A 17,484-nucleotide genomic window follows, 5' to 3' on the forward strand; every position below is an offset into this window, starting at 1 on the left:
GCCGGGTCGCGGTCCGGCGGGCACCGGCCGGCCCGGCTCCGGTGACCCCGGACGCGTCGGCCAGGGCCCCGGCGCGGGAAGCGCCGCCGGCCCGGACACCGGGGACGGTGGCCCCCGCCGGCCCGACGACCTCCGACGGCCCCTCGGGGCCGCGGAACGCCGCACCCAGCGGTCGCCCGGCACCGGCCACGGCACGGAGCAGGGCCGCGGAAACCGTGGTCCCGACCCCACCGAGGTCCCCACCGAGGCGATCGAGAGCCAGGGGCCCCCGCCCTCCACCCCGGGCACCGCGGGCCGCCCCCGTGGCGGCCGCGCGGCGGCCGCCGCCGGCCTCGCCGCCGGAGGACGTTCCGCCGCCCCTCGCGATCGGGCGGACGGGCCGGGCGACGACGAGCTCGACGACACCGAGAGCCCCACCCGTGCGGTCCGGCCGGTGCTCTCCGCAAAGGCCCGCGCGGCCTCCGCGCGGGCCCGGTCCGGCGAGAGCGCCGACGGCGCCCCCGCCGGGGACGGCGGGCCCGCCCGGCGCACCCTCCGCGCGGCCCTGGGCGTCACCGCGGCGTCGACCATCCTGCCGGGCTCGGGGCACCTGATCCTGCGCCGCCGGCGCACCGGCGGCCTGATCCTGGCGGTCTTCGTGATCGGCGTCGCCGCGTTGCTGCTCTTCGGCCTGACGGCCCGCCGCACGACCCTCCTCGAGACCGCCCTGTCCACGACGATGCTCACCACGGCCGCCGTCGTCGCCCTGCTGGCGGCGTTGGGCTGGATCGCGACCGTCGCCCGGACCTACGCGCTGGCCCGGCCGCGTTACATGCCGACCGCGCAGAAGGTCGTCGGGACGCTCTGCGCCGCGCTCATGTGCATGGTCGTGGCGGTTCCGTTCGGGTTCGCCGCGGACCTCGCGAACTCCCAGCGCACGTTGCTGAACAGCGTGTTCGGTGGCAACGGCGGCGGCACGTCGGTGGCCGAGGCGATCGCCAAGCCGAGGCTCAACGTCCTGCTCCTGGGCAGCGACGCCGGACCGGACCGGACCGGTACGCGGACCGACACGATGATGGTCGCCAGCATCGACACCCGCAGCGGCCGCACCACATTGTTCGGCCTGCCCCGCAACATCCAGCGGGCCGAGTTCCCCCCGGACTCCCCGATGGGGAAGAGGTTCCCGAACGGGTTCCACGACCCGGAGGACCCGCTCTCGGGCAACTACCTGCTCAACGCGGTGTACGCCTACGCGGAGGCGGACCCGGCGCTGGCGCCGCCCGGGCCCACGTCCACCCCCGGGCTGAACCTCCTGCAGTCCTCGATCTCGTACATGACCGGCCTGCCGATCGACTACTACCTCGAGATCAACATGGCCGGGTTCTCCGCGCTCATCGACGCCGTCGGCGGGGTGACCGTGGACGTCGGGCCGGACCCGATCCCGATCAACGGCGTCACCGCCGACGGGCAGCACGTGAAACCGGACGGCTACATCCAGCCCGGCGTGCAGACGCTCAAGGGCGAGGACGCGCTCTGGTTCGCCCGCTCCCGCCGCGACAGCAACGACTACCAGCGGATGGGCCGTCAGCGCTGCCTGATCCAGGCCGTGCTGAAGCAGAGGAGCCCGACGGACCTGCTGACGAACTTCCAGGCCGTGGCCAAGGTGACGACGGACAACATCAACACCAACCTTCCGCAGCAGGTGCTGCCGGCGCTGGTGTCGCTGGCGGGCGACGGGTTCTCCCTGGAGAGCGTGTCGTTCGACCCGAACCTGCCGGACCCGAACGAGAACGACGGCAAGTTCAACACCTCGCGCCCGGACGTCGACTACATGCGGGAGGTCGTGCAGTCCGCGATCGACGGCGTGCCGCTGCCCGGCAGCCGACCCTCGACGAGCGTGGCCCCGCCGACCACCCCGTCCCCGTCCGCGTCGGCGAGCGCCTCGGCCGCCCCGCAGCCCGCGACCGCGGCACCGGAGTCGCTGGCGGACTCCTGCGCGTCGGTCTCGGCGGGCGACACCGCGGGCGACCCGGGTCCGGCGAACTGACGCGGGCGTCCCGCCACCGGCGCGGGCGTCCCGGAGCCTGCCGGAGGTGACGCTCGCGCCCGAGGCGGCGCCGTGAGACACCTGCGGTCTACGCTCGCCGACGACGCAGGTACCTAGCCGAAGGGCGAGAGAACAGTGAGCACAACGGACGCCGAGCACCGCGAGGGGCGCAAGAAGGTCGTCGTCGTCGGCGGCGGGTTCGGCGGGGTCCAGGCAGCGAAGGCGCTCGGTCACGTGGACGTCGACGTCACCGTCGTCGACCGGACCAACCACCACCTGTTCCAGCCGCTCCTCTACCAGGTCGCGACGGGCATCCTGTCCCCCGGCCTGATCGCCCCGGCCCTGCGCCGGGTGCTGAAGAAGCAGCGCAACACGCGCACGCTCCTGGCCGACGTGACGAGCATCGACCTCGAGAGCCGGGTGGTCCATTCCCTCGCCCCGAACGGTCACCCGATCGACCTGCCGTTCGACTACCTCGTGGTCGCCGGTGGCGCCACGCACGCCTACTTCGGACACCCGGAGTGGGCGGAGTTCGCGCCCGGCATGAAGACCATCGAGGACGCCCGCCACCTGCGCAGCAAGATCCTCGGCGCCTACGAGCTCGCCGAGGTCTCCACCGACGACAAGGAGCGCGAGGCGTACCTGACATTCGTCGTCGTCGGCGCCGGTCCGACCGGCGTGGAGATCACCGGACAGCTCGCCGAGCTGGCCCGGTACGTGCTGCCGAACGAGTACCGCTCGATCGACACGAGGTCCGCGCGGATCATCCTGCTCGACGCCGCGCCGTCGGTTCTGCCGCCGTTCGCGCCGAAGCTGCAGCGCTACACCCAGCGCCGGCTCGAGAAGATGGGCGTGGAGATCCGGCTGAACACCGCGGCGACGGGCATGGACCACGACACCATCACGGTCAAGGGCCCCAAGGGCGAGGACACCATCGTCGCCAAGACGAAGGTCTGGGCCGCGGGCGTGCAGGCCTCCCCGCTCGCCGCGACGCTCGCGAAGGCCACCGGCACCGAGACCGACCGGGCCGGCCGGCTGGCGGTGGACCCGGACTGCAGCCTCCCCGGCGCCGACGGCGTGTACGCCATCGGGGACATGGTCACCACCGTGGACCGGCTCCCGGGCGTGGCCCAGGTCGCGATGCAGCAGGGCAAGTACGTGGGCAAGCTGATCGCGGCCCGCGCCCGCGGGGACGAGACCACGCCGGCGCCGTTCAAGTACTTCGACAAGGGCAGCATGGCGACCATCGGCGCCCGCCAGGCGGTCGCGGACGCCAAGGGCGTCAAGATCACCGGATGGCTCGGCTACCTGCTCTGGTGCTACGTGCACGTCATGTTCCTGATCGGCTGGGGCAACCGCCTCGGCACGCTCTACAACTGGGTCCGCTCGCTGCGCTACGCGCGCAACCGCGGGCACCGGCTGATCAGCGTCGAGGGGGCGGCCCGCGAGGTCGAGGACAAGCCCGCGGCCTAGGGACTGTCCACACGGAGCCCCTGCGGCGGGCATGATGCCGGGGTGACCCCGGCGATGCAGGTCCTCATGCGCGAGATCGAGCGCGCCTGGGACGGGTTCTGCGCCGCGCTGTACGAACGGTCCGACGTCGGGGCCGCGATGGCGGCGCTCGACGATCCGGTCGCGCTTGTGAACATGCCCGCGATGACCGGCGGGAACGACCGGGCGGAGGTGCGCGCCCATCTCGCGGACGAGGTCGTCGGGCACCTGCCCGCGGACCTCGCCCGCGCGCGGGTGTCCCGCACCGTGGACACCCGCCGGCTCGTCGACGAGGTCCACTGGACCTTCACCCACGACCGCCCGCTGCCGTGGCTGCTCCCCGGCCTGGCCCCGACCGGACGCCCCGCGACGGTCCTCGCGATCTCCGTCGTGCACGTGCGGCAGGGCCGGATCGCCACGGTCCGGACCCTCTGGGACGACGCCCGGCTGCGCCGCCGGCTCCTCGACCCGGCCTCCTGAGGAGCGATCGCACCCCCACCTGCGGACGCGCCGGGCCGTACGCTCCGCACCCCTCTCGGCACCCTGCGTCGAGCCGCCCGCCGCACCAAGGCGCCCGCTGGCGGTTACGTAACACAGTTTCGGCACTCGATGTGCCGCTGACATGGGGGTTCCCGGCGCGGCGCTGGCACGCTCTGCCAGTCTGTACCGCGAAGATGGCCGTCATCCCCACCGCCGCAACGGCGGCCCGGGGACCGGACAGCGAGTCGGACACACGAGAGGAGCACGAGAGATGGCACTGCCCACGCTGACTCCCGAACAGCGCCAGGAGGCCCTGAAGAAGGCCGCCGCGGCCCGGACCGCGCGCAAGGAGCTCCGCGACAAGATCGCGAAGGGCGAGGAGACCATCCCCGCCGTCCTCGGCCGCGCGAAGTCGGACCAGATCGTCGGCAAGACCAAGGTCGCCGACCTGCTCAAGAGCCTCCCCGGCTACGGGCCCGCCAAGGTCTCGCAGCTGCTCGAGGCCACCGGGATCGACGCATCCCGCCGCGCCGCGGGCCTGGGCGAGCGCCAGCGCCAGGCGCTGCTGGACGCCCTGAAGTGAGCACCCGGGTTCCCGCGCCGCACGCCCGCGTACGGGAACCCCGTTCGACCCCTGCACCCGGTCCGGCGCTGTGCCGGACCGGGTGAACGGGCCGGACCGGGTGAACGGGCCGGACCCGGTGAACGGGTCGGACCCGGTGAACGGGGCCGGCTGACCGGCACGTCGGCCCGATCTGCGACGCTGCTCCACGTGGAGCAGTTCGTCGAGGTGGCAGCGGGCATCGAGATCTGGGCCGAGATGATCGACGGCCCCGAACAGCCCGCCGAACCGATCCTGCTGGTCATGGGGGCCAACGCCGCCGGCGTCGCCTGGCCGGACGCCCTGGTCTCCCGGCTCACCGGGCACGCCCCGGTGATCCGGTACGACCACCGGGACACCGGCCGGTCGTCCTACGCGTTCGACGAGCACCCCTACGCGATCCGCGACCTCGCCGCCGATGCGGTCGCCGTCCTCGACGCCTTCGACGTCGAGCGGGCCCATGTCGTCGGGATGTCCATGGGCGGCATCCTCGCCCAGCTCCTCCTGCTCGACGCCCCCGAGCGCCTGCTCTCGGCCACCCTGTTGTGCACGACGGCCCTCGGTTCCGGCCTCGCCGCGGACGGCCCCGAGGAGGACGGCCCCGAGGAGGACGGCGCCGAGGAGGAGCTCCCCGGTCCCGACCCCGCGCTGCTCCGGCTCTGGCAGGAGCTCGGCGACGAGCGCGACGACGAGGGTGAGCTCGCCTGGCGCGTCGAGCACTGGCGGATGCTGAACGGCACCGGCACGCCCTTCGACGCCGACGAGTTCCGTGCCCTCGAGGAGCGCGTCATCGCCCACGCCGGGCGTAGCGACAACCCCGGCGCCCACGCCTTCGCCGCCCAGGACGGCCTGGACCGGGGCGACGACCTGGCGGACGTGGACGTCCCGGTGCTGGTGATCGAGGCCCCGGACGACCCGGTGAACCCGCCGCCGCACTCCACGCACCTCGCCCGGCGCATCGGCGGCAGCCGGCTCGTCCGGATCCAGGGCATGGGGCACGCGCTGAACGCGACGGTCGTCGAGCCGGTCGCGGCGGCGATCCTCGGCCAGGTCGGGCTCGCGAACGCTCAGGCCTCGACGGGGTCCGCGCCCCAGCGGTAGCGGCGCTCCGGCCGTCCGGTGCCGCCGTAGCGCAGCCGGACGCTGACCGTCCCCGTCTCCACGAAGTACTCCAGGTAGCGCCGCGCGCTCACCCGGGACAGCTCCGCCAGCTCGGCGCACTCGGCGGCGGACAGGTCCCCGTCGTGTCCGCGGAGCACGCGTTCGACGAGCTCGGCCGTCGGCCGGGTCAGCCCCTTGGGCATCTGCGGGGCGCGGGTGCGCAGGCCGGAGCCGAAGAGCCGGTCGATGTCCTCCTGGGCCGCCCGGGCCGACCCCGAGAGGCGCCCGCGGATCCGGATCGCCCGCTCCACCTGCTCCCGCAGCGCCGCGGACTCGAACGGCTTCACCAGGTAGTGCAGCGCCCCGCCCTGCAGCGCCGCGCCGACCGTCGCGGTGTCGTCCGCGGCCGTGATGACCAGGACGAACGGGTTGTCCGGGGCGCCTATCCGCAACCGGCGCAGGACGTCGAGGCCGGACATGTCCGGCAGGTACACGTCGAGCAGGACGAGGTCCGGCGCCAGCTCGGCCGCGCGGCGCAGCGCGTCGGCCCCGCTGTGCGCGACGCCGACGACCTCGCAGCCGGGGATCCGCGCCACATACCCGCTGTGAACGCGGGCGACCATGAAGTCGTCGTCGACCACGAGGATCCTCATTGCACCCCCTCCTTCAGGGGGCCCCGTCCGCGAACTCCGCGGGCGAGCGGGAGCCGGGCGGTGAAGAGGGCACCGGTCCCGCCTTCGTCGGGCTCGCGCACGGCGATGCTCCCTCCGCGTCGCAGGCAGGCCTCGCGGGCCAGCGCGAGCCCCAATCCCCGGCCACCGATCCGGGCGATCCCGCCGGGCTCGTCCGCCTGGGCGGCCTTGGTGGTGAACCCGTGCCGGAAGACCTCCTCGGCGAGCTCCGAGGCGACGCCCGGCCCCGAGTCGCGGACCTGCAGCTCCACCGTGCTGTCCCGGTCCAGGGCCACGCCGATCTCGATCCACCGCGGCGGCGGCGAGGCCCCGACGGCGTCGAGCGCGTTGTCCACCAGATTGCCCAGAACCGTGACCAGGTCCGCGGACAGCGCCGGGTCGCGCTCCGGGGCCAGCGCAGGATCGGCGCCGTCGAGCAGCGCGTCCGGCGCGAGGCGCAGCTCCACGCCCCGCTCGGTGGCGAGGCTGGCCTTGGCGACGAGCAGCGCCGCCGCCGCGGGGTCCCCGATGCGGGACACGACGTCGCGGCGCCATGCGTCCGCCTCCGCGACGACCCCGGCGACGAAGCGGCGCACCTCGTCGTGCTCGCCCAGCTCGGTGAGCCCGGCGATCGTGTGCAGCCGGTTGGTGAACTCGTGGGCCTGGGCGCGCAGGGTGTCGGTCACCGTCCGGGACGCGTCCAGGCGGTCCTGCAGGGTGGCCAGCTCGGTCCGGTCCCGCAGCGTGACGACGGCGCCGACGGACGCCCCGTCGACCTGCACCGGCATCCGGTTCAGCACCAGCACCCGGGATCCGTGCAGCACGAGCTGGTCCTCCCCCGCGGCGCGGCCGGTGAGCACGTCGCGCAGCCGCCCGTCGAGGCCGAGCTCGTCGACCTGCTCGCCGACCCGTGCCCCCGGCAGGCCCAGCAGCTCGCGGGCGGCCGGGTTGAGCAGCGTGATCCGCTGCGCGGGGTCCAGGCCCACGACCCCCTCCTTGACGCCCAGCAGCATCGCCTCGCGCCGCTGCACCAGCTCCACGATCTCCTCCGGCTCCAGCCCGAGGGTCTGCCGGCGGACCCGGCGGGCGAGCAGCAGCGACCCCACGACCCCGAGGACGAGGGCGATCCCGAGCACCGCCGCGACCTCGCCCCGGGCGGGGGCCAGCGCCTGCAGCAGGCTCGGTGCGGTGATCCCGGCGGACACGATGCCGACGACCGCGCCGTCGTCCCCGATCACCGGGACCTCCGCGACCACCGAGTCCCCGTCCGGGTCCCCCACCCAGCCGCGCCCCTGGAACGCGGTGGACTCCCCGACGTCGAACGGGCTGCCCAGCTCGGCGGGATCGGGGGTGGACCGGACGACCGCGTCGGCGTCGACGATCAGCAGCCGGTCCGCGCCGGAGAGGTTCTCGGCGCTGCGCGCGAACGTGGCGAGCAGGTCGACGTTGCGCTGCACCAGCCCGGCGCGGACGCCCGGCGTCGCCGCGACGTCCTCGGCCACCGACAGCATCCGCCGGCCCTGGGTCTCGCGGAACACGGCGTCGGACTGCACGGCCGCGAGCACCGCGACGGCGCCGAGCAGGATCACCACCACCAGCAGCTGCCACGCCAGGAACTGGCGCGCGAGGGTTCGGGATCGGCGGCGGCGCACGCTGGAGACACTAGAGAACACCGGGCTTGCGGAGCCCGTGACCACAACGACCACAACGACCGTTGTGCGGACAAGCGAGACATCCCCCGGCCGCGCCCGCAGGATGACCCGCACCACACATCCCCTTCGACGGAGAGGTCGGGACATCGATGTCCACCCGGGAGAGAGCACCGGCGAGACGGCTGTCGGCCGTGCTGGCGGTCGTCGTGGCGGCCGCCGCGGTCCTGCTGGTGCCGCCGCTGATCGGCGCCGCGACCGGCGGGGGTGACGGCGACCAGCTGCGCGGCCTGCGCCTACTCGTGCCCAACACCCCGGGCGGCGGCTACGACGTCACCGCCCGCACCGCCGCGAAGGCGTTCGAGGACGCCGGCACCACCGGCGCCGTCGAGGTCTTCAACCTGCCCGGCGCGGGCGGGACGGTCGGCCTCGGCCGCACGGTCAACGAGAGCGGCAACGACCGGCTCGTCATGTCGATGGGCCTCGGTGTCGTCGGCAGTGTCTACACGAACTCCTCGGCCGCGACCCTGGCGGCCACCACGCCGATCGCGAAGATGACCGAGGAGAGCGAGATCGTCGTCGTCGGGAAGGACTCGCCCTACCGCAGCATCGACCAGCTGGTCACCACGTGGAAGGCGGACCCCGGCGCCGTGCCGGTCGGCGGCGGATCCTCCCCGGGCGGGCCGGACCACCTGGCCCCGATGCTGATGGCGAAGGCCGTCGGCCTCCCGCCGAAGGACGTCAACTACGTCTCCTACGACGGCGGCCGAGAACTGCTCACGTCGGTGCTCGGCGGCAAGGTGGCGTTCGGCGTCTCCGGGCTCGGCGAGTACGCGGACCAGATCGACGCCGGTGAGCTGCGGGTCCTCGCGGTCACCGCCGGCGAGCGGGTCCCCGGCGTCGACGCGCCCACGCTGAAGGAGTCCGGCGTGGACGTCGAGTTCACCAACTGGCGCGGGATGGTCGCGCCGCCCGGGCTCGACGACCAGGGCCGCCGGGAGCTGATCGACGCGTTCAGCAGGCTCCACGACAGCCCGGAGTGGAAGGACGCGCTCACCCGCAACGGCTGGGCCGACGCCTTCGTCACCGGGGACGCGTTCGGAACCTTCCTCGCCGAGGAGAACACGCGCGTGGCCGGGGTGCTGCGGGAACTGGGGCTGACGTCATGACCGTGTTGGAAGAACGCCCCGACCAGGCCTCATCCGATCAGGAGGGCCCCTGGTACCGGCGCTACTCCGAGCTCGGTGTCTCCCTGCTGCTGTTCGTCGTCGGCCTGCTCGTCATCGTCGACACCACCCTGGAGAGCGGTTCCGGCGGGAACTCGGACCCGCTGGGCCCGCACGCCGTCGCGTTCGTCGTCGGTGGGGCGCTGGTGCTGCTGGCCGTGCTCCTGACCGTCGACGTGCTGCGCGGCGGCCACGGCGAGGCCGAGGCCGGCGAGGACATCGACCTGTCCACGCCCCCGGATCTGCGCACCGTCGGCATGCTCGCCGGCATCCTGGTCGCCACCGCCGTGCTCATCCCGCTGCTCGGCTGGCCGATCGCCGGCACCGTCCTGTTCTGGGGCGCGACCTACTCGCTCGGCTCCCGCACGGTCGTGCGGGACCTCGTGATCGCGGCCGGGGTCTCCCTGGTGACCTGGGTCCTGTTCGACGCGCTGCTCGGCGTCGACCTCCCCGGCGGGCCGCTGATGGGACTGTTCGGATGATCGACTCGCTCGCCCACCTCATGGACGGGTTCGGCGCCGCGCTGACCCCGGGCAACCTCCTCTTCGCCGCCCTCGGCGTCCTGCTGGGCACCGCGATCGGCGTGCTCCCGGGCATCGGCCCGGCGATGGCCGTCGCCCTGCTGCTGCCCGTCACCTACGCCTTCGACCCCACCGGCGCGTTCATCATGTTCGCCGGCATCTACTTCGGCGCCATGTTCGGCGGGTCGACGACGTCGATCCTGCTCAACACCCCCGGCGAGAGCGCGGCGGTGGTCGCGGCGATCGAGGGCAACCCGATGGCGAAGTCCGGGCGCGCGGCGCAGGCCCTCGCCACGGCCGCGATCGGGCACTTCGTCGGCGGCTTCCTGGGCGTCTGCGGGCTGGTCCTGCTGGCCCCGCTCGTCGCGTCCGTCGCCGTCGACATCGGCGCCCCGGACTACTTCGCGATCATGGTTCTGGCCTTCGTCGCGGTGACGTCGGTGCTCGGCAGCTCCCGGATCCGCGGTTTCGCCTCGCTGGCGCTCGGGCTGACGATCGGGCTCGTCGGGCTGGACCCGATCAGCGGCCAGCCGAGGCTCACGTTCGGCGTGCCGCAGCTGGCCGACGGCATCGACGTCGTCATCGTCGCGGTCGGCCTGTTCGCCGTCGGCGAGGCGCTGTGGGTGGCCGCGCACCTGCGCCGCACCCAGCAGGAGGTCATCCCGGTCGGGCGGCCGTGGCTGTCGAAGGCGGACCTCAAGCGGACCTGGAAGCCGTGGCTGCGCGGGCCGTTCATCGGCTTCCCGTTCGGCTCGATCCCAGCCGGCGGCGCGGAGATCCCGACGTTCCTCTCCTACGTCACGGAGCGGCGGCTCTCGAAGCACAAGGACGAGTTCGGCACGGGCGCGATCGAGGGCGTGGCCGGTCCGGAGTCCGCGGCCAGCGCGTCGTCCGCGGGCACGATGTCCACGATGCTCACCCTGGGCCTGCCGACGACGGCGATCGCCGCCGTCATGCTCGCGGCGTTCCAGCAGTTCGGCATCCAGCCCGGCCCGCTGCTGTTCCAGAGCGAGCCGGACCTGGTGTGGACGCTGATCGCCAGCCTGTTCATCGGCCTGGTGCTCCTCCTGGTGCTGAACCTGCCGCTCGCGCCGGTCTGGGCGACGCTGCTGCGGATCCCGCGGCCGTACCTGTACGCGGGCATCCTGTTCTTCGCCTGCGTCGGTGCCTACGCGGTGTCCGGGCAGCCGGTGGACATCCTGGTGCTGCTGGTGATCGGCGCGATCGGGTTCCTGATGCGCCGCTTCGGCCTGCCGGTGCTCCCGGCGATCCTCGGGGTGATCCTGGGCCCGGACGCGGAGCTGCAGCTGCGCCGCTCCCTGCAGATCGCGGACGGCGACGTCTCCACCCTGTTCTCCACGCCGCTGGCGATCGGGGTCTACACGGTGATCGCCCTGCTTCTGCTGTTCCCGCTGATCCGCAGGGCCCTGCCCACCCGCCCGGCGGCGGCCCGGCCCGGATCGGACGAGGCGACGACGAAGGACGACGAGCTCGGCTGACCACGACTCGGTAGCACCCGGACCCCGACTCGTGCGAACCACCAGCCTCGCTGCGCGAGTCGGGCTCTGCGGCCGCGCGAGTCGGGGTCTGGAGCCGCCCGAGTCGGGGTCCCGGGCCGAACCGCGTGTAGCCGACGACGCGGAGGGCACCCCTGCGGGATGGGTAACGAGGATCCGATCGAGGACGTCGTCGAGCAGCAGCAGCCGGCGGTGCCGGGCGACGACGAGCCTGCCGACGAGAGCGCGCTGGACGTCAGGATTCCGCTGGAGGCGGATCCGGCGGACGTCGCCGAGGACATCGAGGACCTGATCGTCTCCATCCCGCCCGAGGCACCGCCGCCGGAGGCCGACCCGGCCGACGTCGCGGAGCAGTGGCGCACCGCGGCGGAGGCGGACCTCGACCCCGACGAGTGACCCGGCTATCACTGGCATAGCCAGTTGCCGATCGACCCGCGACGACCCGCGTCACAGACTCGTGCGCACACAGCGACGCGTCGAGAAGAGGCAACGGTGCCCGACAGCAGGCCGAGCACGACCATCCCGGAATTCGATCCGCACGACCCGGGGTTGTCCCCCGACCGTGCCTACGAGGTCTACGGCGAGCTCCGTGAGCGCTGCCCGGTGGCGCACGGCGAGCGGCACGGCGGGTACTGGGCCGTGTCCCGCTACGAGGACGTCCGCGCCGTCGCCCTCGACCACGGCACCTACTCCTCCACCGGCGGGGTGTACGTACCGGCCGTCTCGGACAGCCGGTTCCCGCCGATCGACCACGACCCTCCCGAGCACGCCGGTTTCCGCGCCCTCATCGCGCCGCTGACCAGCGGCGCGGCGGCCAAGGCGATGGAGCCGAAGATCCAGGCCACCGTCGACCGGCTCGTCGACGCGTTCGTCGACCGCGGCCGCGCGGAGCTCGTGGCCGAGCTGTCCACGCCGGTGCCGCTCGACGTCATCACCCAGCTCTACGACCTGGGCCCGGAGCAGGCCGCGGACATCCGCACCTACTCCGAGGAGTTCCTGGAGCATGCGGGCGGGCCCAGGGGCCGCGAGATCATCGACCGGGTCTGCAAGTACTGGATCTCGCTGTTCGAGGCCCGCCGGACGGAGCCGAGGGACGACTTCCTGACCGGGCTCGTCCAGGCCAACCAAGAGCTCGGCGCGACCGACGACGAGCTCGCGAACATGATGTTCATCCTGACCTACGCGGGGCACGACTCGACCGCGCTCGGGCTGAGCAACACTCTGCTCTACCTCGCCGAGCACCCGGACGTGCAGCAGCGGCTGGTCGACGAGCCGAAGCTGGTGCCGTCGATGATCGACGAGATCCTGCGCTTCGAGACGCCGCTGCACTGGTTCCCGCGGCAGCTGACGACCGACGCCTGCCTGGCCGGTCAGCAGATGAAGGCCGGCGAGCGGGTGCTGCTGCTGTTCGCCTCGGCCAACCGGGACCCCGAGGCGTTCGACCGGGCCGACGAGGTCGTCATCGACCGGCGGCCCAACCGGCACCTCGCGTTCGGCGCGGGCATCCACACCTGCCCGGGGATGGCGCTGGCCAAGCTGGAGATCAAGGTCGCGGTCGAGACGGTGCTGCGGCGGATCCCGGGCTTCCGGGTGGACGGGGAGGTCGAGCGGACCGACCCGCTCGAGGGCGGAGGGCGCCACCTCGGCGTGCGCCGGCTGCCGGTGACGTGGTGAGCGCCGCCGTGCCGGGCGCCCCGGCCCCCACCCCGAAGCAGATGATCACGGCCGGCACCGCGTCGGCCGTGGGGTTCGCCTTCGACCTGTTCGACCTGTTCATCCTGCTCTACGTCGCCTCGACGATCGGCCCGCTGTTCTTCCCAAGCTCCAGCCCCACCATGACGCTGGCGGCGACGTTCGCGTCGTTCGGCGTCAGCCTGGTGATGCGACCACTCGGCGGCGCGGTGTTCGGCCGCTACGCCGACAAGCACGGGCGGCGCCGCTGCATGGTGGTCACCGTCGGCGGCGTCGGGCTGGCCACCGCCGTCATGGGCGCACTGCCGACCTTCCAGACGATCGGGGCCGCCGCGCCGGTCCTGTTCGTCGCGCTGCGGCTGGTGCAGGGCCTGCTCGTCGGCGGCGTCGTCGCCTCGACGCACACCCTCGGCACCGAGACCGTGCCGCAGCGCTGGCGCGGGCTGGTCTCCGGCCTGGTCGGCGGCGGGGGTGCCGGGCTCGGCGCGGTCATCGCGTCGCTGGTGTTCCTCGGCGTCTCCGCCGTCTTCCCCGGCCCCGCGTTCGACGCGTGGGGTTGGCGGGTCATGTTCTTCACCGGCCTGCTCGCGTCCCTGTTCAGCCTGGCGCTGTTCCGGGTGCTCGAGGAGTCGCCGGTGTGGGTCGCGGCCGCCAAGGAGGCCCCCGCCGAGGCGAGGAAGCCCGTGAAGGCCCGGGACCTGCTGAGCGCGACCACCACCCGCACGCTCGTCGCGAGCACCGCGCTGGTGATCGGCGCCGGCGCACAGTACTACCTGACCTCGGGGTACCTCCCGACGTTCCTCGCCCAGATCAACAAGCTGCCGACCGGTCCGCGCGGGGTGCTGCTCGTGTGGACGAGCCTCGCGATCCTGCCGATGGCGCTGCTGGCCGGGCACCTGTCGGAGCGCTTCGGGCGCCGCCCGGTGTTCCTGGCGATCGGCGTGGTCAACCTCGTCGCGCTGCCGCTGCTGGTCACGGGCATGGCCGGTCTCGGCCCCGACGACACCGGCACGCTGCTGGTCTACGGGTTGCTGCTGACGGTGCTCGCGAACGCGTCCTACGCCGCGGTCCCGATCTTCCTCAACGAGCTGTTCCCGACCCGGCTGCGGGCCACCGCGACCGCGCTGATCTGGAACGGCGGCTTCGCGATCGGCGGGCTGACCACCACCTTCGTCAGCCTGGCCAGCCCCACCGTGGCCGACATCCCGGGCCGGCTGGCGATCTTCCTCGGCGCCGTCGTGGCGCTGTTCCTGATCGGTGCGCTGTTCGTGCCCGAGACCCGCGGCGCGCTGGACCGTGAGGAGCCGGTGCACGGCTCGGACCGAACACCGGCCACGCCGCCCGCCCCCGCCGACCGGGCCTGAGCCCAAGCCGAGAGGACCTCCATTCCATGAGCACCGAGAACGGCCACCCCGAGCACCGGGGCCGCACCGTCGTCGTCACCGGCGCCGGCGGCGGGATCGGCGGCGACTACGTCGCCGCGTTCGCCGCGGCGGGCGCCGACGTCGTCGCCACGGACGTGGCCGCCGGGACCGACACCGGGACCGCGCTGGCCGAGAAGATCACGGCCGCGGGCGGCGGGCGGGTCGTGTTCGTCGCCGCCGACGTCACCTCCGACGACGACTGGGAACGCGTCGTCCGCACCGCCCGCAGCGAGTTCGGCCGGATCGACGCGCTGGTCAACAACGCCGCGATCTACCAGGGCCTGGGCGGCAAGAAGCACCTCACCGAGCTGACGAACGACGAGTGGGATCGGGTGCTCACCGTGAACGTGCGCGGCACCTGGCAGGCCATCAAGGCGGTCGCCCCGGTGATGCGCGAGGGCGGCGGCGGCCGGATCGTCAACATCTCCTCGACCGTCGCCCGGATGGGCGCGCCCGGGTTCGCGCACTACGTCGCCTCCAAGGCGGCCGTCGACGGGCTCACCCGGGCCGCGGCCCGCGAGCTGGGCGGCGACGCCATCACGGTCAACGGGGTCGCGCCCGGCCTGGTCAGCGACGACGCCAGCCGCGTCCTGAACACCGGCGACTACATCGCGATGGCCGCCAAGGGTCGCGCGCTCGGCCGCGAGATGGCACCCGACGACCTGGTCGGCGCGGTGCTGTGGCTCGCGTCGCCGTCGAGCGGGTTCGTGACCGGACAGACCGTGGTGGTCGACGGCGGCGGGGTGTTCACGTGACGGACCTGCGCTCCTGGCTGGGAGTACTCGACTCCCGGGGCGAGCTCGCCCGGCTGAAGGCCCCGATCGGCCCGGACCAGGACGTCGCCGCGATCCTGGAACGGGCCGACGGCCGGCGCGCGGTCCGCTTCGACGACGTCGAGGGCGCGGAGTTCCCGCTGGTGGGCAACACCGTGCCGGGCCGCGAGCACCTCGGGCTCGCGCTGGGCTGCGACCCGCACGCCGTCGCGGACCGGTTCGCCGCCGCGCTCGACGACCCGGAGCCCTGCCCCCAGGTCGAACCGGCGGACGCGCCGGTGCTCGCGAACCGGCTCACCGGCGACCGGCTGCTGTCCGCGCTGCCCCTCACCCGGCAGCACTCCCAGGACGGGGGCCTCTACCTGACCTCGGCGCTGGTCGTGGTGCGGGACCCGGCGAGCGGCCGGATGAACCTGTCGATCAACCGGCTGCAGGCCGCGGGCGAACGGGAGCTGCGCGCGCTGCTGCTCCCCGGACGGCTGCGCCGGATCTTCACCGAGGCCGAGGCGGCGGGCCGCGACCTCGACGTCGCGCTCGTCGTCGGGGTGCACCCGGCGCTGGTCCTGGCCAGCCAGTCGCCCGCGGACCGGGAGCTGGACGACTACGGCGTGGCGAACGCGCTGGCCCCCGGGCCGATCGAGCTGGTGGCCGCGCCGACCGTCGACGCGCTCGTCCCCGCGCGGGCCGAGTTCGTGCTGGAGGGCCGGTTCCGGGCGGGTCGCCGAGAGGCCGAGGGGCCCTTCGGCGAGTACCCGCGCACCTACGGACCGGGCGGCCCGGCGCCGGTGATCGAGCTGCTCGAGGGGTGGCACCGCGACGACGCGGTGTTCCAGACGATCCTCTCCGGCGGCCGCGAGCACTTCTACGCGGGCGGCGTCCCGCGCGAGGCGGCCTGCATGCGGGCGCTGCGCCGGGCCGATCTCGACGTGGCCGGCCTGCGACTGCCCGAGTCCGGGTCCTGCCGGCTGTCCGCCGTCGTGGCGCTGCGGAACCCGGCGCCCGGGGCGGCGAGCACCGCGATGATGACGCTCTTCCTCACCGCGTCGACGATCAAGCAGGTCACCGTGGTCGACGACGACGTGGACGTGCTCGACGACGAGCAGGTCGGCTGGGCCGTCGCCACCCGGGTGCAGGCCGACCGGGACCTGCTCGTCGTGCCGAACGCGAAGGGCAGCAGCCTGGACCCGTCGGCCGACGGTGCGCTCACCGCCAAGCTCGGGATCGACGCGACCGTCCCGGCCGCGGACCGCGACCGCTACCGGCAGATGCGGGTGGAGCCGGCGGATCCCGAACGCGTGCGTGGGTACCTGGCGGAGCTGGGGCTGTAGTGCGCCGGATCATCATCGCGATCACCGGGGCGTCCGGGGCCGTCTACGGCATCCGGGCCCTCGAGCTGCTGCGCGGGATCCCGGACGTCGAGACGCACCTGGTGATGACGAAGGCCGCCCGGGCCACCATCGGCTACGAGACCGACCGCAGCGTCGCCGAGGTCCGGGCGCTCGCCGACGTCGTGCACTCGGAGAACGACCTCGGCGCCTCCATCTCAAGCGGCTCGTTCCGGACCGCGGGGATGCTCGTCGCGCCGTGCAGCGTGAAGACGCTGTCGGGCATCGCGTCGAGCTACGACGAGTCGCTCGTGGTCCGGGCCGCGGACGTCGTGCTCAAGGAGCGCCGGCGGCTGGTCCTGCTGCTGCGCGAGACCCCGCTGCACGCCGGGCACCTGCGCCTGATGTCCGACGTGACCGCGTCCGGCGCGATCGTGATGCCGCCGGTGCCGGCGTTCTACACGCGTCCGGCGAGCGTCGCGGACATCGTGGACCACACGGTGGGCCGGGCACTGGACCTGCTCGACGTCGACACCGACGCGGTGCAGCGCTGGACCGGGGACCGGGGCCCGGACGAGGGCACCGTGCACCGGATCTAGTCCCCGGACCCCATTCCCGCTCGGATCCTGACGGTACAGCGGCGCGGAACGCTTATGACGAGGAACGGTGGGGAGCGGAACCTTCTTCGGCCCGTCCCAGAACCTCGGGAACGGCACCGTCAAGACTTACACCACACTCGACAGCGGGGGAACCCCGCCGAGGTCGGCGTGCGAATGACCGCCGGCGCCCTGGACGGACTACCTCAGACGACCACCGGCCCCCGCACACGCTGATGCTCGCCTTCCCCGATCAGGCGGCGACGACCGCGTTCGACCACGTCATGTTCAACTCGAATCCCCAGGGACACGTCCCCGTCGCCCTGTTCCCCGATCCGCATTTCGACGTTCACTTCGACATGGCCGACATGGCGACGATGCAGGCCGTCAA

Annotated in this window: 16 protein-coding genes; 14 read left to right on the forward strand and 2 right to left on the reverse strand. The window is 73.5% G+C overall.

Annotation, left to right across the window (positions count from 1 at the left end):
* The 5 genes from JWP64_RS10710 to JWP64_RS10730 form a co-directional block, all read left to right on the forward strand.
* Positions 1 to 2,026 (forward strand): LCP family protein (locus tag JWP64_RS10710; protein WP_297495422.1); only part of this gene is annotated, 2,026 nt, incomplete at its 5' end.
* A 135-nt stretch (positions 2,027 to 2,161) separates the two neighbouring features.
* Entirely contained in the window at positions 2,162 to 3,499 is a 1,338-nt protein-coding gene (locus JWP64_RS10715) for an NAD(P)/FAD-dependent oxidoreductase (protein ID WP_297495424.1), read from the forward strand.
* A 42-nt stretch (positions 3,500 to 3,541) separates the two neighbouring features.
* A complete protein-coding gene (locus JWP64_RS10720; protein ID WP_297495426.1) occupies positions 3,542 to 3,997 on the forward strand; it encodes a nuclear transport factor 2 family protein in 456 nt (151 codons plus the stop codon).
* A 271-nt stretch (positions 3,998 to 4,268) separates the two neighbouring features.
* Complete coding sequence (mihF, locus tag JWP64_RS10725) at positions 4,269 to 4,580, forward strand: integration host factor, actinobacterial type (RefSeq protein ID WP_297495428.1); 312 nt, start codon at positions 4,269 to 4,271, stop codon at positions 4,578 to 4,580.
* A gap of 189 nt (positions 4,581 to 4,769) precedes the next feature.
* The gene (locus tag JWP64_RS10730) at positions 4,770 to 5,699 is read left to right on the forward strand and encodes an alpha/beta hydrolase (protein ID WP_297495430.1); all 930 of its coding nucleotides are present in this window, start codon (positions 4,770 to 4,772) and stop codon (positions 5,697 to 5,699) included.
* Here the strand turns inward: JWP64_RS10730 and JWP64_RS10735 are convergent.
* Both JWP64_RS10735 and JWP64_RS10740 read right to left on the reverse strand, forming a co-directional pair.
* Positions 5,666 to 6,352 carry a response regulator gene (locus tag JWP64_RS10735; protein WP_297495432.1) on the reverse strand — a complete coding sequence of 229 codons (687 nt, stop codon included), beginning with the start codon at positions 6,350 to 6,352 and terminating at the stop codon, positions 5,666 to 5,668. The genes JWP64_RS10730 and JWP64_RS10735 overlap by 34 nt on opposite strands.
* On the reverse strand, positions 6,349 to 8,022 hold the full coding sequence (locus JWP64_RS10740; protein WP_297495434.1) for an ATP-binding protein: 1,674 nt from the start codon (positions 8,020 to 8,022) through the stop codon (positions 6,349 to 6,351). The genes JWP64_RS10735 and JWP64_RS10740 overlap by 4 nt, the downstream gene beginning before the upstream one ends.
* Before the next feature lie 149 nt (positions 8,023 to 8,171).
* On the opposite strand from JWP64_RS10740, the gene JWP64_RS10745 reads away from it, so the two are divergent.
* The 9 genes from JWP64_RS10745 to JWP64_RS10785 all read left to right on the forward strand — a co-directional run bounded on the left by JWP64_RS10745 (position 8,172) and on the right by JWP64_RS10785 (position 17,096).
* Complete coding sequence (locus JWP64_RS10745; protein WP_297495436.1) at positions 8,172 to 9,188, forward strand: tripartite tricarboxylate transporter substrate binding protein; 1,017 nt, start codon at positions 8,172 to 8,174, stop codon at positions 9,186 to 9,188.
* Positions 9,185 to 9,727: a tripartite tricarboxylate transporter TctB family protein gene (locus JWP64_RS10750; protein ID WP_297495437.1), complete on the forward strand. Its 543-nt coding sequence runs from the start codon at positions 9,185 to 9,187 to the stop codon at positions 9,725 to 9,727. Before JWP64_RS10745 ends, JWP64_RS10750 begins: the two co-directional genes overlap by 4 nt.
* Positions 9,724 to 11,265 carry a tripartite tricarboxylate transporter permease gene (locus JWP64_RS10755; protein WP_297495439.1) on the forward strand — a complete coding sequence of 514 codons (1,542 nt, stop codon included), beginning with the start codon at positions 9,724 to 9,726 and terminating at the stop codon, positions 11,263 to 11,265. Before JWP64_RS10750 ends, JWP64_RS10755 begins: the two co-directional genes overlap by 4 nt.
* Before the next feature lie 159 nt (positions 11,266 to 11,424).
* A complete protein-coding gene (locus JWP64_RS10760; RefSeq protein ID WP_297495441.1) occupies positions 11,425 to 11,679 on the forward strand; it encodes a hypothetical protein in 255 nt (84 codons plus the stop codon).
* Positions 11,680 to 11,775: 96 nt separating this feature from the next.
* A complete protein-coding gene (locus JWP64_RS10765) occupies positions 11,776 to 12,957 on the forward strand; it encodes a cytochrome P450 (protein WP_297495442.1) in 1,182 nt (393 codons plus the stop codon).
* On the forward strand, positions 12,954 to 14,339 hold the full coding sequence (locus tag JWP64_RS10770) for an MFS transporter (protein ID WP_297495444.1): 1,386 nt from the start codon (positions 12,954 to 12,956) through the stop codon (positions 14,337 to 14,339). The genes JWP64_RS10765 and JWP64_RS10770 overlap by 4 nt, the downstream gene beginning before the upstream one ends.
* A 26-nt stretch (positions 14,340 to 14,365) precedes the next feature.
* Positions 14,366 to 15,154, forward strand: a complete 789-nt coding sequence (locus JWP64_RS10775) for an SDR family oxidoreductase (RefSeq protein WP_297495445.1) — start codon at positions 14,366 to 14,368, stop codon at positions 15,152 to 15,154.
* Positions 15,151 to 16,500 (forward strand): UbiD family decarboxylase, encoded by a 1,350-nt coding sequence (locus JWP64_RS10780; protein ID WP_297495447.1) that lies wholly within the window; start codon positions 15,151 to 15,153, stop codon positions 16,498 to 16,500. The genes JWP64_RS10775 and JWP64_RS10780 overlap by 4 nt, the downstream gene beginning before the upstream one ends.
* Entirely contained in the window at positions 16,500 to 17,096 is a 597-nt protein-coding gene (locus JWP64_RS10785) for a UbiX family flavin prenyltransferase (RefSeq protein ID WP_297495449.1), read from the forward strand. Before JWP64_RS10780 ends, JWP64_RS10785 begins: the two co-directional genes overlap by 1 nt.
* Positions 17,097 to 17,484 lie beyond the last annotated feature (388 nt).

The organism is Pseudonocardia sp., from assembly GCF_025465255.1.
Classification (GTDB): Bacteria; Actinomycetota; Actinomycetes; order Mycobacteriales; family Pseudonocardiaceae; genus Pseudonocardia.

What these genes read in the sequence shown, in the direction of transcription:
- mihF (WP_297495428.1), top strand. Translation starts at nt 4,269, where the DNA reads ATGGCACTGCCCACGCTGACTCCCGAACAGCGCCAGGAGGCCCTGAAG.
- JWP64_RS10735 (WP_297495432.1), bottom strand. Translation starts at nt 6,352, where the DNA reads ATGAGGATCCTCGTGGTCGACGACGACTTCATGGTCGCCCGCGTTCAC.
- JWP64_RS10745 (WP_297495436.1), top strand. Translation starts at nt 8,172, where the DNA reads ATGTCCACCCGGGAGAGAGCACCGGCGAGACGGCTGTCGGCCGTGCTG.
- JWP64_RS10750 (WP_297495437.1), top strand. Translation starts at nt 9,185, where the DNA reads ATGACCGTGTTGGAAGAACGCCCCGACCAGGCCTCATCCGATCAGGAG.
- JWP64_RS10755 (WP_297495439.1), top strand. Translation starts at nt 9,724, where the DNA reads ATGATCGACTCGCTCGCCCACCTCATGGACGGGTTCGGCGCCGCGCTG.
- JWP64_RS10760 (WP_297495441.1), top strand. Translation starts at nt 11,425, where the DNA reads ATGGGTAACGAGGATCCGATCGAGGACGTCGTCGAGCAGCAGCAGCCG.
- JWP64_RS10775 (WP_297495445.1), top strand. Translation starts at nt 14,366, where the DNA reads ATGAGCACCGAGAACGGCCACCCCGAGCACCGGGGCCGCACCGTCGTC.